The organism is Planktothrix mougeotii LEGE 06226, assembly GCF_015207485.1.
Lineage (GTDB): Bacteria > Cyanobacteriota > Cyanobacteriia > Cyanobacteriales > Microcoleaceae > Planktothrix.
Genome location: NZ_JADEWU010000104.1, coordinates 1 through 17,670 on the forward strand (window position 1 = coordinate 1; position 17,670 = coordinate 17,670).

Annotated in this window: 14 protein-coding genes; 6 read left to right on the top strand and 8 right to left on the bottom strand. The window is 38.2% G+C overall.

Features of this window, described 5'->3' with window-relative positions; genetic code table 11:
- The 3 genes from IQ236_RS25240 to IQ236_RS25250 all read right to left on the bottom strand — a co-directional run.
- Nucleotides 1–382 (bottom strand): RNA recognition motif domain-containing protein (locus tag IQ236_RS25240; protein WP_228041856.1); only part of this gene is annotated, 382 nt, incomplete at its 3' end.
- A 40-nt stretch (nt 383–422) separates the two neighbouring features.
- A complete protein-coding gene (locus IQ236_RS25245) occupies nt 423–617 on the bottom strand; it encodes a hypothetical protein (RefSeq protein ID WP_193871832.1) in 195 nt (64 codons plus the stop codon).
- A 458-nt stretch (nt 618–1,075) separates the two neighbouring features.
- Complete coding sequence (locus tag IQ236_RS25250; protein WP_193871833.1) at nt 1,076–3,712, bottom strand: M48 family metalloprotease; 2,637 nt, start codon at nt 3,710–3,712, stop codon at nt 1,076–1,078.
- 270 nt (nt 3,713–3,982) lie between these two features.
- Here IQ236_RS25250 and lgt point away from each other — a divergent pair, with 270 nt between their 5' ends.
- From lgt to IQ236_RS25265, 3 genes are all read left to right on the top strand, one after another.
- Complete coding sequence (gene lgt / locus IQ236_RS25255; protein WP_193871834.1) at nt 3,983–4,843, top strand: prolipoprotein diacylglyceryl transferase; 861 nt, start codon at nt 3,983–3,985, stop codon at nt 4,841–4,843.
- 131 nt (nt 4,844–4,974) lie between these two features.
- On the top strand, nt 4,975–5,763 hold the full coding sequence (gene cobM, locus IQ236_RS25260; protein ID WP_193871835.1) for a precorrin-4 C(11)-methyltransferase: 789 nt from the start codon (nt 4,975–4,977) through the stop codon (nt 5,761–5,763).
- A 72-nt stretch (nt 5,764–5,835) separates the two neighbouring features.
- Nucleotides 5,836–6,696, top strand: coding sequence for a hypothetical protein (locus IQ236_RS25265; protein ID WP_193871836.1), 861 nt, complete (start codon nt 5,836–5,838; stop codon nt 6,694–6,696).
- Here the strand turns inward: IQ236_RS25265 and IQ236_RS25270 are convergent.
- A complete protein-coding gene (locus IQ236_RS25270; RefSeq protein WP_193871837.1) occupies nt 6,671–7,984 on the bottom strand; it encodes a site-specific DNA-methyltransferase in 1,314 nt (437 codons plus the stop codon). The genes IQ236_RS25265 and IQ236_RS25270 overlap by 26 nt on opposite strands.
- 158 nt (nt 7,985–8,142) lie before the next feature.
- On the opposite strand from IQ236_RS25270, the gene IQ236_RS25275 reads away from it, so the two are divergent.
- The 3 genes from IQ236_RS25275 to pyk all read left to right on the top strand — a co-directional run bounded on the left by IQ236_RS25275 (nt 8,143) and on the right by pyk (nt 11,581).
- Complete coding sequence (locus IQ236_RS25275) at nt 8,143–8,955, top strand: SDR family oxidoreductase (protein WP_193871838.1); 813 nt, start codon at nt 8,143–8,145, stop codon at nt 8,953–8,955.
- 132 nt (nt 8,956–9,087) lie between these two features.
- Entirely contained in the window at nt 9,088–10,086 is a 999-nt protein-coding gene (locus tag IQ236_RS25280) for an L-lactate dehydrogenase (RefSeq protein WP_193871839.1), read from the top strand.
- A 67-nt stretch (nt 10,087–10,153) separates the two neighbouring features.
- Nucleotides 10,154–11,581, top strand: a complete 1,428-nt coding sequence (pyk, locus tag IQ236_RS25285; RefSeq protein ID WP_193871840.1) for a pyruvate kinase — start codon at nt 10,154–10,156, stop codon at nt 11,579–11,581.
- 95 nt (nt 11,582–11,676) lie between these two features.
- Here the strand turns inward: pyk and IQ236_RS25290 are convergent, their stop codons facing one another.
- From IQ236_RS25290 to IQ236_RS25305, 4 genes are all read right to left on the bottom strand, one after another.
- The gene (locus tag IQ236_RS25290) at nt 11,677–11,925 is read right to left on the bottom strand and encodes a hypothetical protein (protein ID WP_193871841.1); all 249 of its coding nucleotides are present in this window, start codon (nt 11,923–11,925) and stop codon (nt 11,677–11,679) included.
- Nucleotides 11,926–12,299: 374 nt separating this feature from the next.
- A complete protein-coding gene (locus IQ236_RS25295) occupies nt 12,300–13,610 on the bottom strand; it encodes a CemA family protein (RefSeq protein WP_193871842.1) in 1,311 nt (436 codons plus the stop codon).
- A gap of 11 nt (nt 13,611–13,621) precedes the next feature.
- Nucleotides 13,622–14,218: a GUN4 domain-containing protein gene (locus tag IQ236_RS25300; RefSeq protein ID WP_193871843.1), complete on the bottom strand. Its 597-nt coding sequence runs from the start codon at nt 14,216–14,218 to the stop codon at nt 13,622–13,624.
- A 26-nt stretch (nt 14,219–14,244) separates the two neighbouring features.
- Nucleotides 14,245–17,586 (bottom strand): efflux RND transporter permease subunit, encoded by a 3,342-nt coding sequence (locus tag IQ236_RS25305; RefSeq protein WP_193871844.1) that lies wholly within the window; start codon nt 17,584–17,586, stop codon nt 14,245–14,247.
- Nucleotides 17,587–17,670: the final 84 nt, after the last annotated feature.

Sequence of the window (17,670 nt, forward strand, 5' to 3'; positions counted from 1 at the left end):
CGCCACCACTGCTTCCACCCGCTTTAGGTGTACTACCCGCTTTAACAGGTTGTTGAACAGGAGCTTGTTGCTGTTGTTGGGGTTGTTCTTCCCCACCATTTTCGCTACCGCCTACCCCTTCTCCTTTGCCTTTTTTACGAGGTAATGCCTTTTCTATTTTTAAGGCATTTTCTCTAAACATAACCCCGTTATATTTCTCAACAATTTGATCGGCGATTTCATCGGTTTGTACAGTTACAAATCCAAATCCCCGACATTTACCCGTTTTGCGATCGGTTATCACTTTAGCAGAAACGGTATCTCCTTCTTCCACAAAGACTTCTTGTAATTCTTTGCGTTCCAGTTCTTTGGGAAGATTACCAACATAAAGACGAACGGACATGAGTAGTACCTCCAAATTAATGAAAAATGAATAGGCGAAATTATCCCCAACTTGTGCGGTTTAAACACACAAATCGAGGATTAACCCCAAGGCAATTAGCACTTTGGTTTCTTAAATTGAACTCAACAACCCACTTCATCCCGGTTTCAAGATAAAATCCTGCCATTCCCTCCATATATAATTCATCATGCAGAGAATGTTGGTTTGCTCGGTTGTCTTGTAAACTTTTTCCCATCTGTCAAAACTTGATGCTATAGCGTTTTGTTATTCCTGTGTTCAAAAATACATTGAACTTCCTATAGCTAAGACCATATAAAGTCAACTCACTGGATGTTAACTTCCTGCCTTTGGAGTGCCAATTTTTGAGTACAGCATTCAACAAAAAATTTGTCATTTCTTTTAAGTTGCTGTTTCGCCTCGGATGAATCAGGCTATTGAATGGAACCTAGAACCTTTGCTATGGGTATTCCAGTACCGGATCGTTATGAGCCAATCTCTAAGATAGCACAGCCTTGAACACAGTTCTAGGGTTTTACCAAAATTTTTGCATTTGATTGTGCAAAATTTGTGAATTGTCTCAACGGCGTGATCAAATTGACTCTATCCCAAAAGGGGTAACGTTAGGCTTAATGTGAAGTTAATTAATGTAACATTGATCCGGCAAAAAAGCAATATTTTTCTGGTGAATTTCCTTCACCATCCCCCTTGAGAAACCAGATAAGCTCCCCAGAGGGTAAAACCCAGCGCTAAAATTGTAGACCACAAGGGATGTCCGCCTTGTAAGACAGTTCGATGATCGGAGGTTTCTAGGGTGTCTACATCTATCCAAGGCGTCGCCCCTCGTCGCCACCATCCCGTTATTTTAATCGTTTGGGTGATTAACTCCTGGGGTTGCATGATTCTCGGCCAAAAATTGCTCAGGGGAGTCCATTGAGGAAGATAATGCAGTTTGACCATTCCGGTTGACGTTTGTAGGATTAAATCTTGAGCAAAGGTATTCTTTAAACCGGTGCGACCGAGAAGTTGACCTGTTAAACAAATCGGTTGACTATCGAGGGGAATGGCATTAGGTTTAATCACTAAATCTGATAAGTGGGGTTGATTTAAAAGATTAGAGGATTTAATCTCAGGAAAAAAGGGATTAGTCCGAATAAAAATTCCTAAACTACAGCCAATGGGAATACAACCTGCCATAATCCAATAGTCTCCCCATAGCCATTCTAATTGCCACAATCCTAATATAGAACACAGTCCTCCCATTAACCAAAGGGTTCCGCCAATTGCCATTCCTGCAAGAATCCCAAAAAACGGTGCACCTTGTAATAATAAAGGGGAATTATTCAGATCAAATTTTTGCGGTTTGGGTGGGTTGAAATTGGATAGATCAAATTCAGGCTCTAATTTCCAATAATTAGCATAAAAACTTAGAATTTTTAATCGTTCTCCGATGAGGGGATGGGATTGATTTAAGGTTAGCCAAAAAGTATAGGAATTGGTTAAATCCCATTGAAATAAAGAGTCGGGAGAGGTGTAAGGGGTGACACTCCCCCAGGTTAAAGCTTGTTGATAACTCAGGGGTATTAATCGATCAAAGGCTTCGAGAATAAAATCAGTTTTTCTTTTATTTTGAATGGTTTGAGATAATTTTATAGTAATTTTTAATAAGCCGCGAGTTAAAGCATTAGGATTTCCGGTGAGGTTACAAGCGATCCGATCGCTATAATAAACTCGACGACGGGATAAATACAAGGAGGGAAATCTTAAAAGTTTGTATAAACCATAGCAGAGAGGACAAATAAAAGTAGCGATCGCATTGACAATTTCATATATCAATTTTTGAATAAAGGTAGGAAATGGAAGATTGAGTTGCGGTAATTTTTCGCTAAATTCTGCTAAATACCAATAAATTAAATAGGGAATTTGGCTGATGATTGTAGCAAAAGACATCACAGCAAAATCCCATTCTCCAATTGAGGCAATTTCTCGCGCAAAAATAGCAGCTAGTTCTTCTTCTGTTAATTGGTCTAATAATCCTTGACTGACAACAATTCGAGCAAAACGTCGAAAACTTCCATAGGAAAAAATAATCGGATCATTAATTGGTAATAATTTAACTTCGGGAAATTTGATTTTTTTCTTCTGACAGTAATTCCTTAAAAGTTTGTTGGTTTCTTGGCTATAGTTAAATAACGTTGTTAGGGGTAAAGGTTTTAAACCATAGCTGAGTTTAAGTAGTCCATCCCATAACCAAGGAGAGAATACCCATAAAATCAATAAAGTGATATAAACTCCTTGAGTGGGGTCACGATAAAATAAAGGAATTGGTTGTAACAAAGGTAGCCAAGTTAAAGCTTGATTGGTAATTTCCAGTAACTTATCTAATAAATGAGGCGTTAACCACAATATCGATAAAATCGTTAATATAAATTCAGCAAAAAATCTGGAAGTTTGCCAAATCCAACCCACTATAAATAAAAACAAAAGAATAAAAATAATTTGCCAAGGTTGGCGGGATAATTGTTGCCAAGGATTTAAAATAGGTTGCCAAATCCAAATTTGATTTAAGGTATTATTAATAAATGCTAAAACAATCGGTATAAACCAAGTTAAACCCACAGCCATTAAGAGTTGTTCAAGTTTAAAAGGACTTGATTGTAAAGGTTTAAGCTGTTTCCAATTCGTAGCTCGTCCGGCTTGTCGCAATTGCCATTCTTGAACCGCAGGCGCGGGAGAAGATTCAATGATTTCCGGTTCAGAATTAACAGTAGAAGGGGGAATTTTTGAACTCGGTTTTTGAAAGGTTGATTTAGTTTTTTCTCGGTTTAAAGATGGAGCTTGGGGTACAGGAACACTGGGAGATTTTTGAGGTGGTGATATCGAGGAAGGTTTGGGTACTTTTCCTAGGGTAGATTTCGCCTTCGTCGGTTGTAAGTTAGGATTTAAAGGAATAAAACCTGTTTCTATAATAGGGGGTAATTCTGAAGGCAGGGTTTCATCAGATGGGTTAGAATTTTCAATATCAATAGATTCAACCTTATTCAGTTTTGGAGGGTTGCGTTTTAATAGTTTTTTTAAGTAATCCGTTGCCCAAGTTTGGATTTTTTCTTGATGACATTGGGTTAAATTTCGACATAAAGTAAGGGCTGATTTTGTATTTCCTGTTCGCTCATAAGCCATTACTAAACCGACTTGCGCCTTGAATTTAGAGGGGTTTTCAGATTGAGCAATCGGTTGTAAAATAGCGATCGACTGTTGATAATCCTTAGATTTTAAAGCCGCTAACCCTAATTCTAAATCCGATGAATGGGGAGGTAAATTTGAGGAAGACATAGGGGGACGTTTACCATTAAAACAATTGACGGTGGCGGGTTGATGGGAAAACCAGAAGCTGAAACCATAATCATCAGCAATCCAGCCTGATCAAAAAGGTTAAAATTTGACAGAAAGCACACTTCATCCTATTGTACCGATTTTTCCATTGAAAACATCTTAAAATTTATTTTATTTAATATTTTAATCCGCCTTCTTTTCAAAAAAAAATTAGACCTGACCTGTGATCCCCAAAAGATGATACAATAACTTGGCTTAGAATCAGCTATTATGGATACAAATCATTTATTTCTAGCATTTCAATTTACCTCTCCCGGCCCCATTATCTTTGAAATCGGGCCGTTATCAATTCGGTGGTATGGCGTGTTAATTGCCTCTGCTGTCTTAATTGGAGTTTCCTTGTCTCAGTATCTAGCCAGCCGTCGCCAAATTGATCCTGAACTCATCGGGGATTTAGCAATCTGGTTAGTGATTGCAGCAATTCCTTGTGCGAGATTGTATTATGTGGCATTTGAGTGGGAAAGTTATGTTAATAATCCCGCTAATATTATTGCCATTTGGAAGGGAGGAATTGCCATTCATGGAGCAATTTTAGGCGGTTTAATTGCAGCATTATTATTTGCAAAAATCAAACAAATTCCCTTTTGGCAGTTAGCCGATATTGTTGCACCTTCGTTAATTTTAGGTCAAGCCATTGGACGTTGGGGTAACTTTTTTAATTCTGAAGCCTTTGGTGACCCAACGGATTTACCTTGGAAACTTTATATTCCCCCCGAACGTCGTCCTTTTGGCTTAGAATCCTACGAGTATTTTCACCCCACTTTTCTGTATGAATCCCTCTGGAATTTAATGGTATTTACCTTATTAATCACCTTATTCTTTCGAGGGTTAAAAGGTAAACCGCCTCTGAAACCTGGAACAATCTTTCTGGTTTATTTATGTGCTTATAGTGCAGGTCGAATTTGGATTGAAGGGTTACGCACAGATAGTTTAATGTTGGGGCCTTTAAAAATTGCTCAATTCGTCAGTTTAAGTGGAATTATCATAGGATTATTCGGCTTAATTTGGTTATATGGATTGAAGCGAACCTTACCGGATGTTGTGCCGAAATCTCATTCTTCTAATTCTTAAATAGAAAAAGCCCTAGACTCGATAGCCAGGGCATCAACCAGGGTGCATCTACCATTCTTGTCTTCTTAGTCAGTTAGTTCAGATCCGGAAAAACTAAAAATCAATCATAAATTTGGGGGAATCAGAATCTCATGCAACAGGATAGAACAGTGCTAAAACCAGCCGTTTATATTGTCGGTGCCGGCCCTGGTGATCCTGAGTTATTAACCATAAAAGCTCAAAAGTTATTAGCATCGGCGGATGTGATTTTATTTGCAGATTCCCTTGTTCCTCAACAAATTTTAAGGGGGGTTCGGGCGGATGCAGAACTGATTAAAACGGCAAATAAAACCTTAGAAGATATTCTACCCTTAATGATTGAACGAGTCCGTCAAGGAAAGTCGGTTGTGCGGTTACATTCGGGCGACCCTAGTTTATATGGAGCGATTTATGAACAAATTCAACAGTTAAATGCAGCAGACATTGAGTTTGAAATTGTTCCGGGAATTAGTGCTTTTCAGGATGCAGCCGCCAAATTAAAAGTCGAATTAACGGTTCCAGAATTAGTGCAAACCATTATTTTAACCCGTGTCAGTGGCAAAGCAACTGCGGTTCCAGCCGATGAAGAATTGGAAAGTTTAGCGGCTCATAAAGCCAGTTTATGTTTATATTTAAGTGCCCGTTATGTTGAGGAAAGTCAGCAAAAGTTAATGAAATATTATCCTCCCGAAATGCCCATTGCAATTTGTTATCGTTTAGGATGGCCAGATGAGAAAATCCGGGTGGTTCCTTTAGAAAAAATGGCACAAGTAACCCAAGAAGAAAATTTAATTAGAACGACGCTTTATGTGATTAGTCCGGCTTTAACAAAAACGCCTCCTGCTTCAACTTTAAGATCAGGATTATATAACCCTGAACATTCCCATTTATTCCGTCGTTAAACCAGTTTCTAGGGTGTACCAAGAAACACTATTAGTTAATATTTGACAAATCTTGTTTAGGAGAACTCTCCCTTGGTTTCGTTTGCTGAATATAAAACTAGAAATTCTCAATATATCACTTTCATAGACTCAGAATTTTATCCCGATTATTTGGATGAAGCCACCATGATTTATGGAAGTGTTATAGAGCAGTTTGCCAATTTAGCTAATACTGCTAATAGTTCGGCTGATTTACTGTTGAGAATTACTGAAATCCCTAATCCTTCCAGAACCCAATTATTACGAGTTTTTCGTAAGTATGTATCCCCAGATACTTCTGTTGAAATGTTAAAGGTTAAGAAAAAGATGAGCCAAATTATTGAAAACTATGGAAACAGATTTAGAAAGATAGAAGATGTCAAAGAAAAATTAGCAACTCGTCCTACTCCTGATGAAGCTTTAATCGCAATTCTAATGGAATATAAAAGTCGAGGTCAGAAAGGATATGAATTAACAGAAGCCTTTTTTCTCTGGTTTGAAGCCTACTTTGGATCAGAATATTTAATTCAAGGCCCCATTCGAGCAGGACGAGATATAATGCTTGATGAAGTTTTGGAAAATTGGCAGGAAAAAACACCAACAGATATTTTAATTTCTCGTTTAGATGGAACTCCTTTAGTTATTGGGTTTGCTCGTTATGATTCAGATCGAGGAGGAGCACAAGAAGATGATCGGATTGGTGGAAATAGAGAGAAATCAACTCATATTCTTAAATATGCGGACACCTATCAATTACCTCTGAAAGTATTCTTTTTAAATGATGGCCCTGGATTAACTCTGGGGTCAATGTGGAATGATTATGCCTCTTTAGAAACTGATGGAAAAGGACGAGTAATGGTCTGCACTCTCAAAATGTTAGATGAAAGATTTACCAGAGATTGGCTTGAAAGTTAAGTAAATAGTTCCAATCTTCAATTTGATTTTCTGTCACTTTTTCCACATCAGATTCCATCTCAATATATACTTCTAAACCCCTTTTTAAAATTCTATTTGTATTGATTAAAGACTGCTGTTGAGGTAAACTTCCATTTCCATTAACAAAATCTCCCATTGCTTGAGTTCCTTTCACTAAACGTTGAATAGTGGTTTCTATGGCTAAAAGAGAGTTATCAATCCCAATCCATTGCCGTTTTAATTCTTCTGCAACTGCAACAGTCGTTCCACTCCCTAAAAAAGCATCTAATATTAGATCTCCAGAATTAGAGGAAGCCTGAATAATTCGTTTTAGAAGTTCAGGGTTTTTTTCAGTTGGGTAGCCTGTAATTTTAATATTTTGGTTATGAGCATCTTTGAAGTCCAGCCAAATATCTTGAACCGCTATTCCTTTGCTTTGATCAAGGTAAACTTTCCGTCTAGGATTTCCAGTAGACGACCAGTAAATTTCACCTTTTTTATCCATTTCTTCTAAGGTTTCTGGAGTATATTGCCAATGTTTACCCGGTGGAGGAAGCATCCCACGCCAAGGTTGACCTGTTGATCCTTTTCTTTCTCCAGGTGCATGAATGGGAACTTTTTTATAGCGTCTTCCTGTTTTTTCTTCAATGTACTGATATTCTTTAATGACTTTATCATCTGTCCACGGTTCAAAAGGTTGGTTCCAGATATAATCATCGGTTTTTGTATAAAAAAGGATATAATCTGAGATATTTCCATATTGATTTTTAGTATAATTTTTAGGATTGCATTTTTTTCGAGTAATCCAATTACGGAAATTCTTAATTCCAAAAATTTCATCCATTAAAATTTTAACGGGAAAAGCCATATTTTGGTCTAAATGAATATAGATTGATCCTTGTTCTGATAAAAGTTCTTTAAGTAAAATTAACCGTTGTCGAATAAATTCTAAATAATCTGCACCTTCTCGGAAATCTTGATAAGCATAAGTTTGTTGTCTGGACTCAAACCCTAGTCCAGTTGCGTAGGGTGGATCAATATAAATTAATTTAATTTTTCCTGCTATATCCGAATTCTCTAATAAATTCCTTAAAACCCTTAAATTTTCTCCATAAATTAACTGATTTTTAATTTCTTTTTCTACATTTATAATTTTTCTTAATTGTGCTGATGGACTCTCTAAAATATCTTCAATACTAACTTTTCCTACATATTCCAAGGAAAAGGAAAGTAGGCTACTATCTTTTAGCTTTTTGTACTGATTCTTGCCGGGTATCCCTGTTGCCATTTCTAGTCGTTTACTTTTGGGTTTATAGTTAAATTATATCTAATTATATATAATTTTTAACGGATCGCCATAGGTTAAAATAATTTTAGCAGGCTATCTTATTTTGATGGTTTTTGTTATAATACCTTAAAAGGAATCTAACTTGCCATGATTTTGATATGAATTTTAATCAAACTAATATTATTATTACGGGGGGTTCTAGTGGAATTGGGAAAGCAACGGCTCAATTATTAGCGAGTCTTGGTGCAAATTTAACGATTATTGCTCGAAATCAAACCACTCTCGACCAAGCTCAAACAGAAATTGAAGCCGTAAAATTATCTCAAAATCAGAAAATATTTACCCTTTCGGCTGATGTTTCTCTACGGGAAGAAGCTGAAAATTCAATCAAAAAAGCGATTAAACTTTTAGGGAGTGTTGATATTTTAATTTTATCATCAGGAATGGCTCATCCTGGTTATTTTCAAGATGTTCCCCTAGAAATATTTGAACAAACAATGGCTGTTAATTATTGGGGCTCGTTGTATTGTATCCGGGAAGTTTTACCCACAATGATCCAGCAAAAACAAGGTAAAATTGTTCTCATTTCGTCAGGAGCCGGATTAATTGGAATTTATGGTTATACACCTTATAGTCCAACTAAATTTGCGTTAAGAGGATTAGCAGAATCGTTGCGAGGAGAACTAAAGCCCTTGGGAATTCAAGTTTCTATTGTTTATCCGCCCGATACGAATACACCTCAATTATTAGCTGAAAACCAGACAAAACTCCCAGAAACAAAAGCAATTACCGGAACAGTTAAACCTTGGGAACCGGAAGATATTGCTCAAGAGATTATTAAAGGGATTAAAAATAATGATTTTGCGATCGCACCGGGATTAGAAATGAAACTTTTAAATTCTTTACATAGTTTACTCTTCCCCCTCTTAAATCGTTATTTTGATCATTTAATTCAGAAGATCAAAGGTTAAATTATGTTTATTTTTTTAAAATTAAATCTAAATTTGTTAATTTCGAGATTATCATTGATATAATGATTCCAGATCACCGATCAATTTCAGGGAATTAGCTTTTTTTATTATCCTATCAATCCTCGGAGGGTTATGTTTCAGCCATTATTTACAACTCATCCAGATGATCATAATCCCTTAAGCCCCATTCGCCCTCGTAAAGGTGTGATTATTGGTGCTGGACAAGTCGGGATGGCCTGTGCTTATTCGTTATTAATTCAAAATTGCTTTGATGAACTAATTTTACAAGATATTAATCAAGAAAAAGCTGAAGGGGAAGTCATGGATTTAGTTCATGGACTTTCTTTTATTGAACCCACACAAGTAACAGTCGGAACCGTTGCTGATGCAGGACGGGATGCAGATTTAGTGATTATAACAGCCGGAGCCAGTCAAAGACCTGGAGAAACTCGTTTAGATTTAGTCGGACGAAATGTAGAAATCTTTAAAAAATTAATCGGAGATATTGCTGAATATTGTCCGAATGCAATTTTATTAATTGTTGCTAACCCGGTTGATATTATGACCTATGTGAGCTTGAAACTTTCCGGGTTTCCAAGTTCTAGGGTAATTGGGTCAGGAACGGTTTTAGATACGGCTCGTTTTCGATACTTATTAGCAGAAAAATTGAAACTTGATCCCCGCAGTATCCATGCTTATATTATTGGTGAACATGGAGATAGTGAAGTTCCAGTTTGGAGCAAAGTTAATGTGGCGGGAATGAAAATTTGTGATGGAGACTGGGAAGGATGTCCAACTTGTGATCATGAAGAATTACAGGATATTTTTCAGCAAGTTAAAAATGCCGCCTATGAAATTATTCAACGAAAAGGATATACTTCCTATGCCATTGGTTTAGGAGTTACGGATATTGTCACGGCTATTTTACGGGATCAAAATCGAATTATTACCGTGAGTCGTTCTGTTCAAGGATTATATGGTCTTCCTGAACTTTGTGTCAGTTTACCTGTTTTAGTCAACCGCAAAGGTGCGACTAAAATTATTAATCTTTCGTTGACCGAAACCGAAGAAAAACAGTTACAAAACTCCTGCAAAGTGTTGTATGAAATTATTGAAAAACTACATTTATAAACATCACAGAGTCAGAAAAAGAGATACTCCTTAATCGGTTACTCGTGTTAATTTTAGGTCAAAAATCATGCTCAAACCTTTACAAAATCGAACAAAAATTGTTGCGACGATTGGCCCTGCGAGTAAATCTCCAGAAGTCATTCGTCAAATGGTGAATGCAGGAATGAATGTGGCTCGGTTAAATTTTTCTCATGGCAGTTATGAAGATCATGCAGAAACCGTAAAATTATTACGGCAAGTTTCAGAAGAATTAGATACTCCGATTACGTTATTACAAGATTTACAAGGGCCTAAAATTAGAATTGGATATTTACCGTCGGAAGAAATAGAATTAGTCGATGGAGAATTATTAACCTTTGTTCCTGTTGATGAATTTGAGAACAAACCCCATACTGTTCCGATTGATTATCCCTATTTAGCAGAAGAAGCAGAAACGGGAGCACAAGTTTTACTGGATGATGGATTATTAGAATTAAAAATAGAAGGAATTCAGGGAAATACTGTTCAATGTCGCATCATTGAAGGGGGAAGGTTAAAAAGTCGTAAAGGGGTAAATTTACCGAGTTTAACCTTGCGTCTTCCCTCCTTTACGGAAAAAGATGAACAAGATTTAGACTTTGGAATTTCTCAAGGAATTGATTGGGTTTCTTTAAGTTTTGTGCGTCGTGCTGAGGATATTCAAGCATTAAAAGCGTTATTAGTTGAAAAGGGAGCACCGCAGATGCCAGTGATCGCAAAAATTGAAAAACCTCAAGCGATCACCAACTTAGAATCAATTATCAATGAATGTGATGGGTTAATGGTAGCACGGGGAGATTTAGGAGTAGAAATGAACCCGGAAAGAGTGCCCATCTTGCAAAAACAAATTATTCGGATGTGTAATCAAAAAGGCATTCCGGTGATTACAGCCACCCAAATGTTAGATAGTATGATTCACAATGCTCGTCCAACTCGTGCAGAAGCGAGTGATGTTGCAAATGCCATTATTGATGGGACGGATGCTGTTATGTTATCAGGAGAATCCGCCGTTGGTAAATTTCCGGTTAAAGCGGTACAAATGCTCTCTAAAATTGCCCGTGATGTCGAACCAGAAATTGAGTTTAAAAATTATCCTCCGGCGCTATCTGATGAAACTCATGCGTTAACAGAAGCCTTAAATACCATTGATAAAATTCTGAATTTAAAGTGCATTGTTTCCTATACCAGTACCGGATACACCGCAACTTTAGCCGCCGCCGAACGACCAAAAGTTCCGGTTGTTGCTTTGACTCCCGACGCAGATGTTTATCACCGTTTAAACTTAGTTTGGGGGGTTAAACCTGTTTTATTAGAACATCACGTCAATTCTTTTGAAGGATTAATTGATCTGGCTCAAGAGAAATTATTACAACGACAACTTGCAGAAATTGGAGATAAAATCTTAATTGTGGGCGGAATTCCAGCAAATACCGCGAGGGGTACTAATTTCTTAAAAATTCATACCTTAAGTAATTAAAAATCCTTTATCCCTCTCCTAACTGGGGAGGGGTTTAATTCAATCTAATTTCATTAACCCTGGTGTTGAGATAGGATTTTAACTGTAGCCAATGATTATTTTTCCGCTTCTTGAGGCGTTGATTGTCGAACTAATTCGAGGGAAGAACCAATAATAAAACCCATTGCCGCGCCTGCTAGAGCGTAAGTCCGAGGTGCTCTCGACTGGCTATAACCTAAATCTAAAGCGGGGCCAATATTACAGCATTGATATTGTTTTTCACTATATTTAGACGCTCCCAGTCCCGCAACTGTACCGACTAACATCATCACCATTCCCGAAAAAATCACAAGTCGCATATTCATCATGATCCTCCTTGAATAACTCTAACGCCCAGAAATTGTACTTAGATTGACAGATACAATCATTTTATTGCTCGTTCAATCTGAAGTTAAAATTTAGTGTAATAATAACCTTCTATTTTAAAAGTAGCTCTATTTTTCCGTTTTTGAATGCTATTTTTAATTTATTTTACAAAACTTCAAAAAACTTGATTAAAATTCGTTAATTTGAAAGGCTGAATTTCTAAATCCTGAATGCTTTTCGGCGAGATAGAACACTTTGATATATTAAAATGATATATTAAAAATCAGAATTTGTCTATGTAACAGAAAGGATAACTGTCGCTAATGCAGTTAGCAGTCCCATCATTGAGTTTAAAGGGAAATCTAAGATTAACCTAAGTATTCATCCGTTCATAAATCGCAGAAGCAGCCGGAGAGTAACGGGTGAGGTAACTAAAAATCCAGAATTTGATACAGGAATCAATAATAACAGGAACCGTTGCAATAAACGCATTAATGGCTACTGGACTTTCTGGAAGTCCAAAGTGAGCTAAAACCCCTGCTAATAAAACTTCCCAGCCTTCGGCGGAGTGAAAACCGACAAACATATCGGTAATTAAAATAAACAAAAAGACTTTTAAAGGATCACTTAAATTTAAAAATGTTCGATTAGAAAAGCTTCTGACAATTGTAATTTTAGTTCGGTTAAAATACACTAATCCCCCAAACGTTAGTAAAGCAACACCATCAGATAATATATTTTTCCATCCATTTAAAGCTCGATTACGGGATTCTTGCCAAATTTCGATAACTTTTTCCGATAACTTTTCCTCTTTCTCATCTTCTGACAGTTTTGGGATTACCCCTAATAACTGTTGAATTTCAAGAGATTCTTTAAAAGCAGAATATTCTCTTAAAAACTCCTGTTTAATTTCCGCGTTGAGTTCGATTTTAGTCGGATTTTTATTACTATAATTCCCCAGCAAAGGATCAAAAATGATAGTTTTCACAGTGACTTGAACTAACAAAGGAATTAAGAATAAAATCAGTAACCAACGCATTGCTAATTTATCTTGGATGCGTCTAATTCTTAATTCTTGAACGACTTGTTGCTCATAATTGGGGGTAAGTTTTTGACCTTTGAAAAAACCCCAATTAAACCAACTTTTAGCTTGAGATTGACGGGAAAGATTAGATTGAGCCGCAATCACAGCCGGATCTAAAGTTAGGGTGCTGGCGGACTCATTTTGTTCTTGTTTGACTTCTTCAGCAGTTAATCCTATTAAATTCGAGGAATTAATATTAGGAGGATTGGCTAAACTTTCAATTAAAATATCCTCAGAATTGTCTCGATATTTTTTAACAATCGAATCAATAAAATTAAGCTTTTCTATAATTTCAGCTTCAGATATTCCAACAGATTGAGACGTTTCCTCATCAATCAAACCTTGAGGTAATAAAAAACTATTAATTTTAAATTGAGCTAAATTAAACCGAATGTTAAAAAGATGGCGATCGCGTAAACTTTTAACAAAATCCACCATTGTTTTTTGAGACTCAGGACGATAATTAATCGGGTTTCCTTGAAAATATTTATCTTCCAGAGTTTTAATTTCTTCAGCACTTTGATAAGCGGATTCTAAAAGTTGAATTTGTCTTTGGTTCAACCAGCGATTAAGATTGAATCGGCTAAAATTTCGATTCATAACTGTCCTGATTACTTAATACCACAACGCAATAAACGAGCAATAAAATAAACCGCCATTTTCGCGCCATAGGGAGAACGCCACCATCCAGAGGGATGACAACCCACCGGAGCCGATGAACTAAAATCAAGATCTTCATAGTCTAATAATTTATTATTGACCATCCATCCAAATTCAGTTTCCATCGCGTGTAACACTTTCATATCAACATCAGAAATATCATCGGTTCCCCCCAAACGGGTATAAATTTGTTGTTGGACGCTAAAACCAAAACGATTGTTACTGTAACTCATCCATAATTGATCAAGCAATTGTAGCGCACTACAGGGAAAGTTCATGACTTCATCAGGAATAATATTCTCCAGACTACTTTTGCTCATAATTTCTAACATAATATTGGTGGTTTCTTCATCAGCTTCTCTCCAATTTTCAGTCGCCAATAAATCCCGCAATTTGCGATATCGATACAAATCCGTTAATAATAATAACGCTTGGTCTAATTTATGTTCTAAGCGATCAATGCGTTCAGATAAAGAATTTAAACTCAAGGGTTGAGATTGACCTTCAGAATTAGAAGCAGGTTGAGAGGAAAGAGATTCGTTTGACATTGTTTTAAGGAATTACGAATTACGAATTACGAATTACGATTAACGGGACTACTATCTGATGCGGTTGTACTGGAATTTGACGTAGGGGCGGGGTTTTCCCGCCCATCTTGAGGGTTTTCCCGCCCATCTTGAGAATGCCCATTCTCCGCAGGAGGTTGAGGTTTATTTTTATCGGATTTATTGTTATTAGATTTATCGGGTTTTTCGCCTTTGAGGAAACGGGATTCTAGGGTTTTAATCGTAATATATAAGTTTGGGGTAATTAACAAACTTAATAACGTTCCTGCTAACAAACCGCCAAAAATCGCAGTACCCAATGACCAACGACTACTTGAACCCGCACCCGAAGCCACCACTAACGGCCAGAACCCAATTAAACTAGAAATTGCCGTCATTTGAATCGGTCGAAACCGTTGTTCAGCAGCTTGAATGGCGGCTTGGGTAATACTTAAGCCTTTTTCCCGTAATTGGTTGGCAAACTCCACAATTAGAATCGAGTTTTTAGACGCCAAACCAATCAACATCACCAAGGCCACCTGCACATAGACATCATTCGTAATTGTGGGCCATAATGTTCCACTCAGCAGAATATTGGATCGGAACCAAACCGCCGCCATCGCTCCCAAAACGGCTAAGGGCACAGATAGCATAATAATGGTGGGATCAATATAACTTTCGTATTGGGCCGATAGTACCAAAAACACCATAATAAAGGCTAATCCGAAAATAATCACCGCCGATCCCCCCGACGATTTTTCCTCCAAGGCGCTTCCCTGCCAAGAATAACCAAAACCAGGGTCTAAGACCTCCGAGGCTAATTTTTCCATCGCAGCGATGGCTTGACCTGTACTAGCTGTGGGTGCAGGGTTGCCTTGAATTAACATAGACCGGAAGATATTAAAATGGTTAATGGTTTCTGGCCCCACAAAATCTGTGAGTTTGACTAAATTACTTAGAGCAATCATCTCCCCATCTTGGGAACGCACATATAACTGATTAATATCTTCTGGTCTAGCGCGAAATTCCGCTTCTGCTTGAGCATAAACCCGATATTGACGCTGACCCAAGACAAAATCATTCACATAGGATGATCCTAAAAAGGTTTGAAGTGTGCCAAAGACATCATTAATATTGACATTTAAAGCTTTAGCGCGATCGCGTAATACCTCAACTTTCTTCTGAGCTTTACTAGCGGAAAACTGACTAAAAACCCCTTGAAAAGTTGGATCGGCATTAGCGGCTGCAATTAAACGATTCCCATTTTCAATTAAAGATTGAATTGGTAAACTTCCCGTTTTATCTAATAACTGAAATTCAAATCCTCCCGTATTACTTAAACCTTGTACCGGAGGTGCGTTAACTGCAAAGGCTTGAATTTCTGGAATCGATTGTAAAGACCCATTTAATCGTCTTAAAACGCCATAAACCGACTGTTCTTCCGTTGGTCGGTCTTCCCAAGGTTTCAATAACACAAACGCGATCCCTTGGCTGGGGTTTTGTCCTTCAAACCCAAACCCCGGAACCACAAAGGCACTTTCAATTTCAGGGATTGCTAATACTCGATCAACAATTTGTTCCGCAGCTTTGGAGGTATAGTTCAGGGATACCCCATCCGGTGTGCGAAACAAAATCAACAAATATCCTTGATCTTCTTCAGGAACAAACCCTGACGGAACCAATTGATAAACTAATACCGTTGCCACTAACCCCGCCACAAATACGCCCATCACCAGGGCATTAATCCGGGTTAAAAAGGTAATGAATTTAGCGTATTTTTCCTGTACCCAACCAAAACCTTGATTAAATTTATCAAAAAACCATCCTAAAGGCCCCCGTGTTTCCTGTTTGCGACGCAATAATAACCCCGCCATACTGGGAGAAAAGGAAAGGGCGTTAAAGGTGGAAAAGATCAAGGCAAAAATAATCGTGATGGCGAATTGTCGATAAATCGCCCCAGTTGTTCCGGGGAAGAAGCAAACGGGAATAAAGACAGCCATCAACACCACTGAGGTTGCAATGGTGGCTCCCGTGAGTTCCTGCATGGCATCTAAAGCCGCTTGACGGGGTTTCATCCCCTGTTCAATTTTGATTGAGACGGCTTCAACAATCACGATGGCATCGTCCACCACCAGACCCGTTGCCAAGGTACAAGCAAACAGGGTTAACGTATTCAGTTCAAACCCAAAGGCTTTTAACCCCGCCATTGCCCCAATTAACGCCACCGGAATTGCTACCGAGGGGATTAAGGTTGCTCGCCAGTCCTGTAAAAAGATAAAAATTACCAACACCACCAAGGCGATCGCCATAAACAAGCTGATCACCACTTCCTCAAGGGACACCTTAATAAATAAAGTGGTATCGTAAGCCACACGGCTTTCAATCCCAGGGGGGAAAGTTTTAGTCATTTCCGCAATCGTGGCTTTAATTTGATCAGACGTTTCTAAGGCGTTACTTCCGGGTAATTGATAAACCCCTAAGCCGACGGCGGGTTCTCCGTTAAATGTAGAGTTAGAATCATAACTTTCTGCCCCTAATTCTGCCCGTCCCACATCCTGAAGGGTGACTAAACCGCCATCATCATTCCTTTTCAACACCATTTGGGCAAATTCTTCGGCGGTACGAAGACGACTTACCGCTTGCAACGGAATTTCAAATAGTTGACCGGGGGGGGTCGGTTGTTGACCCAGGGTTCCGGCCCCTACTTGGATATTTTGTTCCCGCAACGCCGCAACAACATCCTGCGCCGTCAGTCCCCTCGCTGCCATCCGAGACGGATCAAGCCAGAGTCGCATCGCATATTTCCGTTCTCCAAAGAGCGTCACTTGACCGACCCCAGGAATCCGGCTAATTTGGTCAACAATAAACAGATCAATATAGTTACTAATAAAGGTGGAATCGTAGAGGGGTTTTCCCGTTTCGTCTTTGGCCGAATAAAACGCGCTCACTAACAGAATATTGGGCGATGAAGCTTCAACCGTTACCCCTGTTTGTTTCACACCATCGGGTAAATTAGATTCCGCTTGAGCGACTCGGTTTTGAACATTAACTTGAGCAATATTGCGATCAACATCATTAGGAAAAAAGACGGAAATATTACTCACGCCATTATTCCCGGTGCTGGAGGACATATATTTCATCCCCTCTACCCCGTTAATTTCCCGTTCAATAATCGTGGTGACAGTGGTTTCTGTCGTTTCAGCATCCGCCCCAATATTCACCGCCGTTACACTAATTTGAGTATTAGCTAAGTTTGGCAGTTGGGTAATGGGAAGCAACGGAATTGAAATCGCACCCACTAAAATAATGATGATGCTGCACACTGTCGTTAAGACAGGCCGTTTAATAAAAGTGTTAACAAACAGAATCATAAGCGTGGAACAGGCATCTTGCCTGTTCAGTAGGGTTTGGGGTTTGGGGTTTGGGGTCTGTCTCTTATACAGATCTCCGAGCCC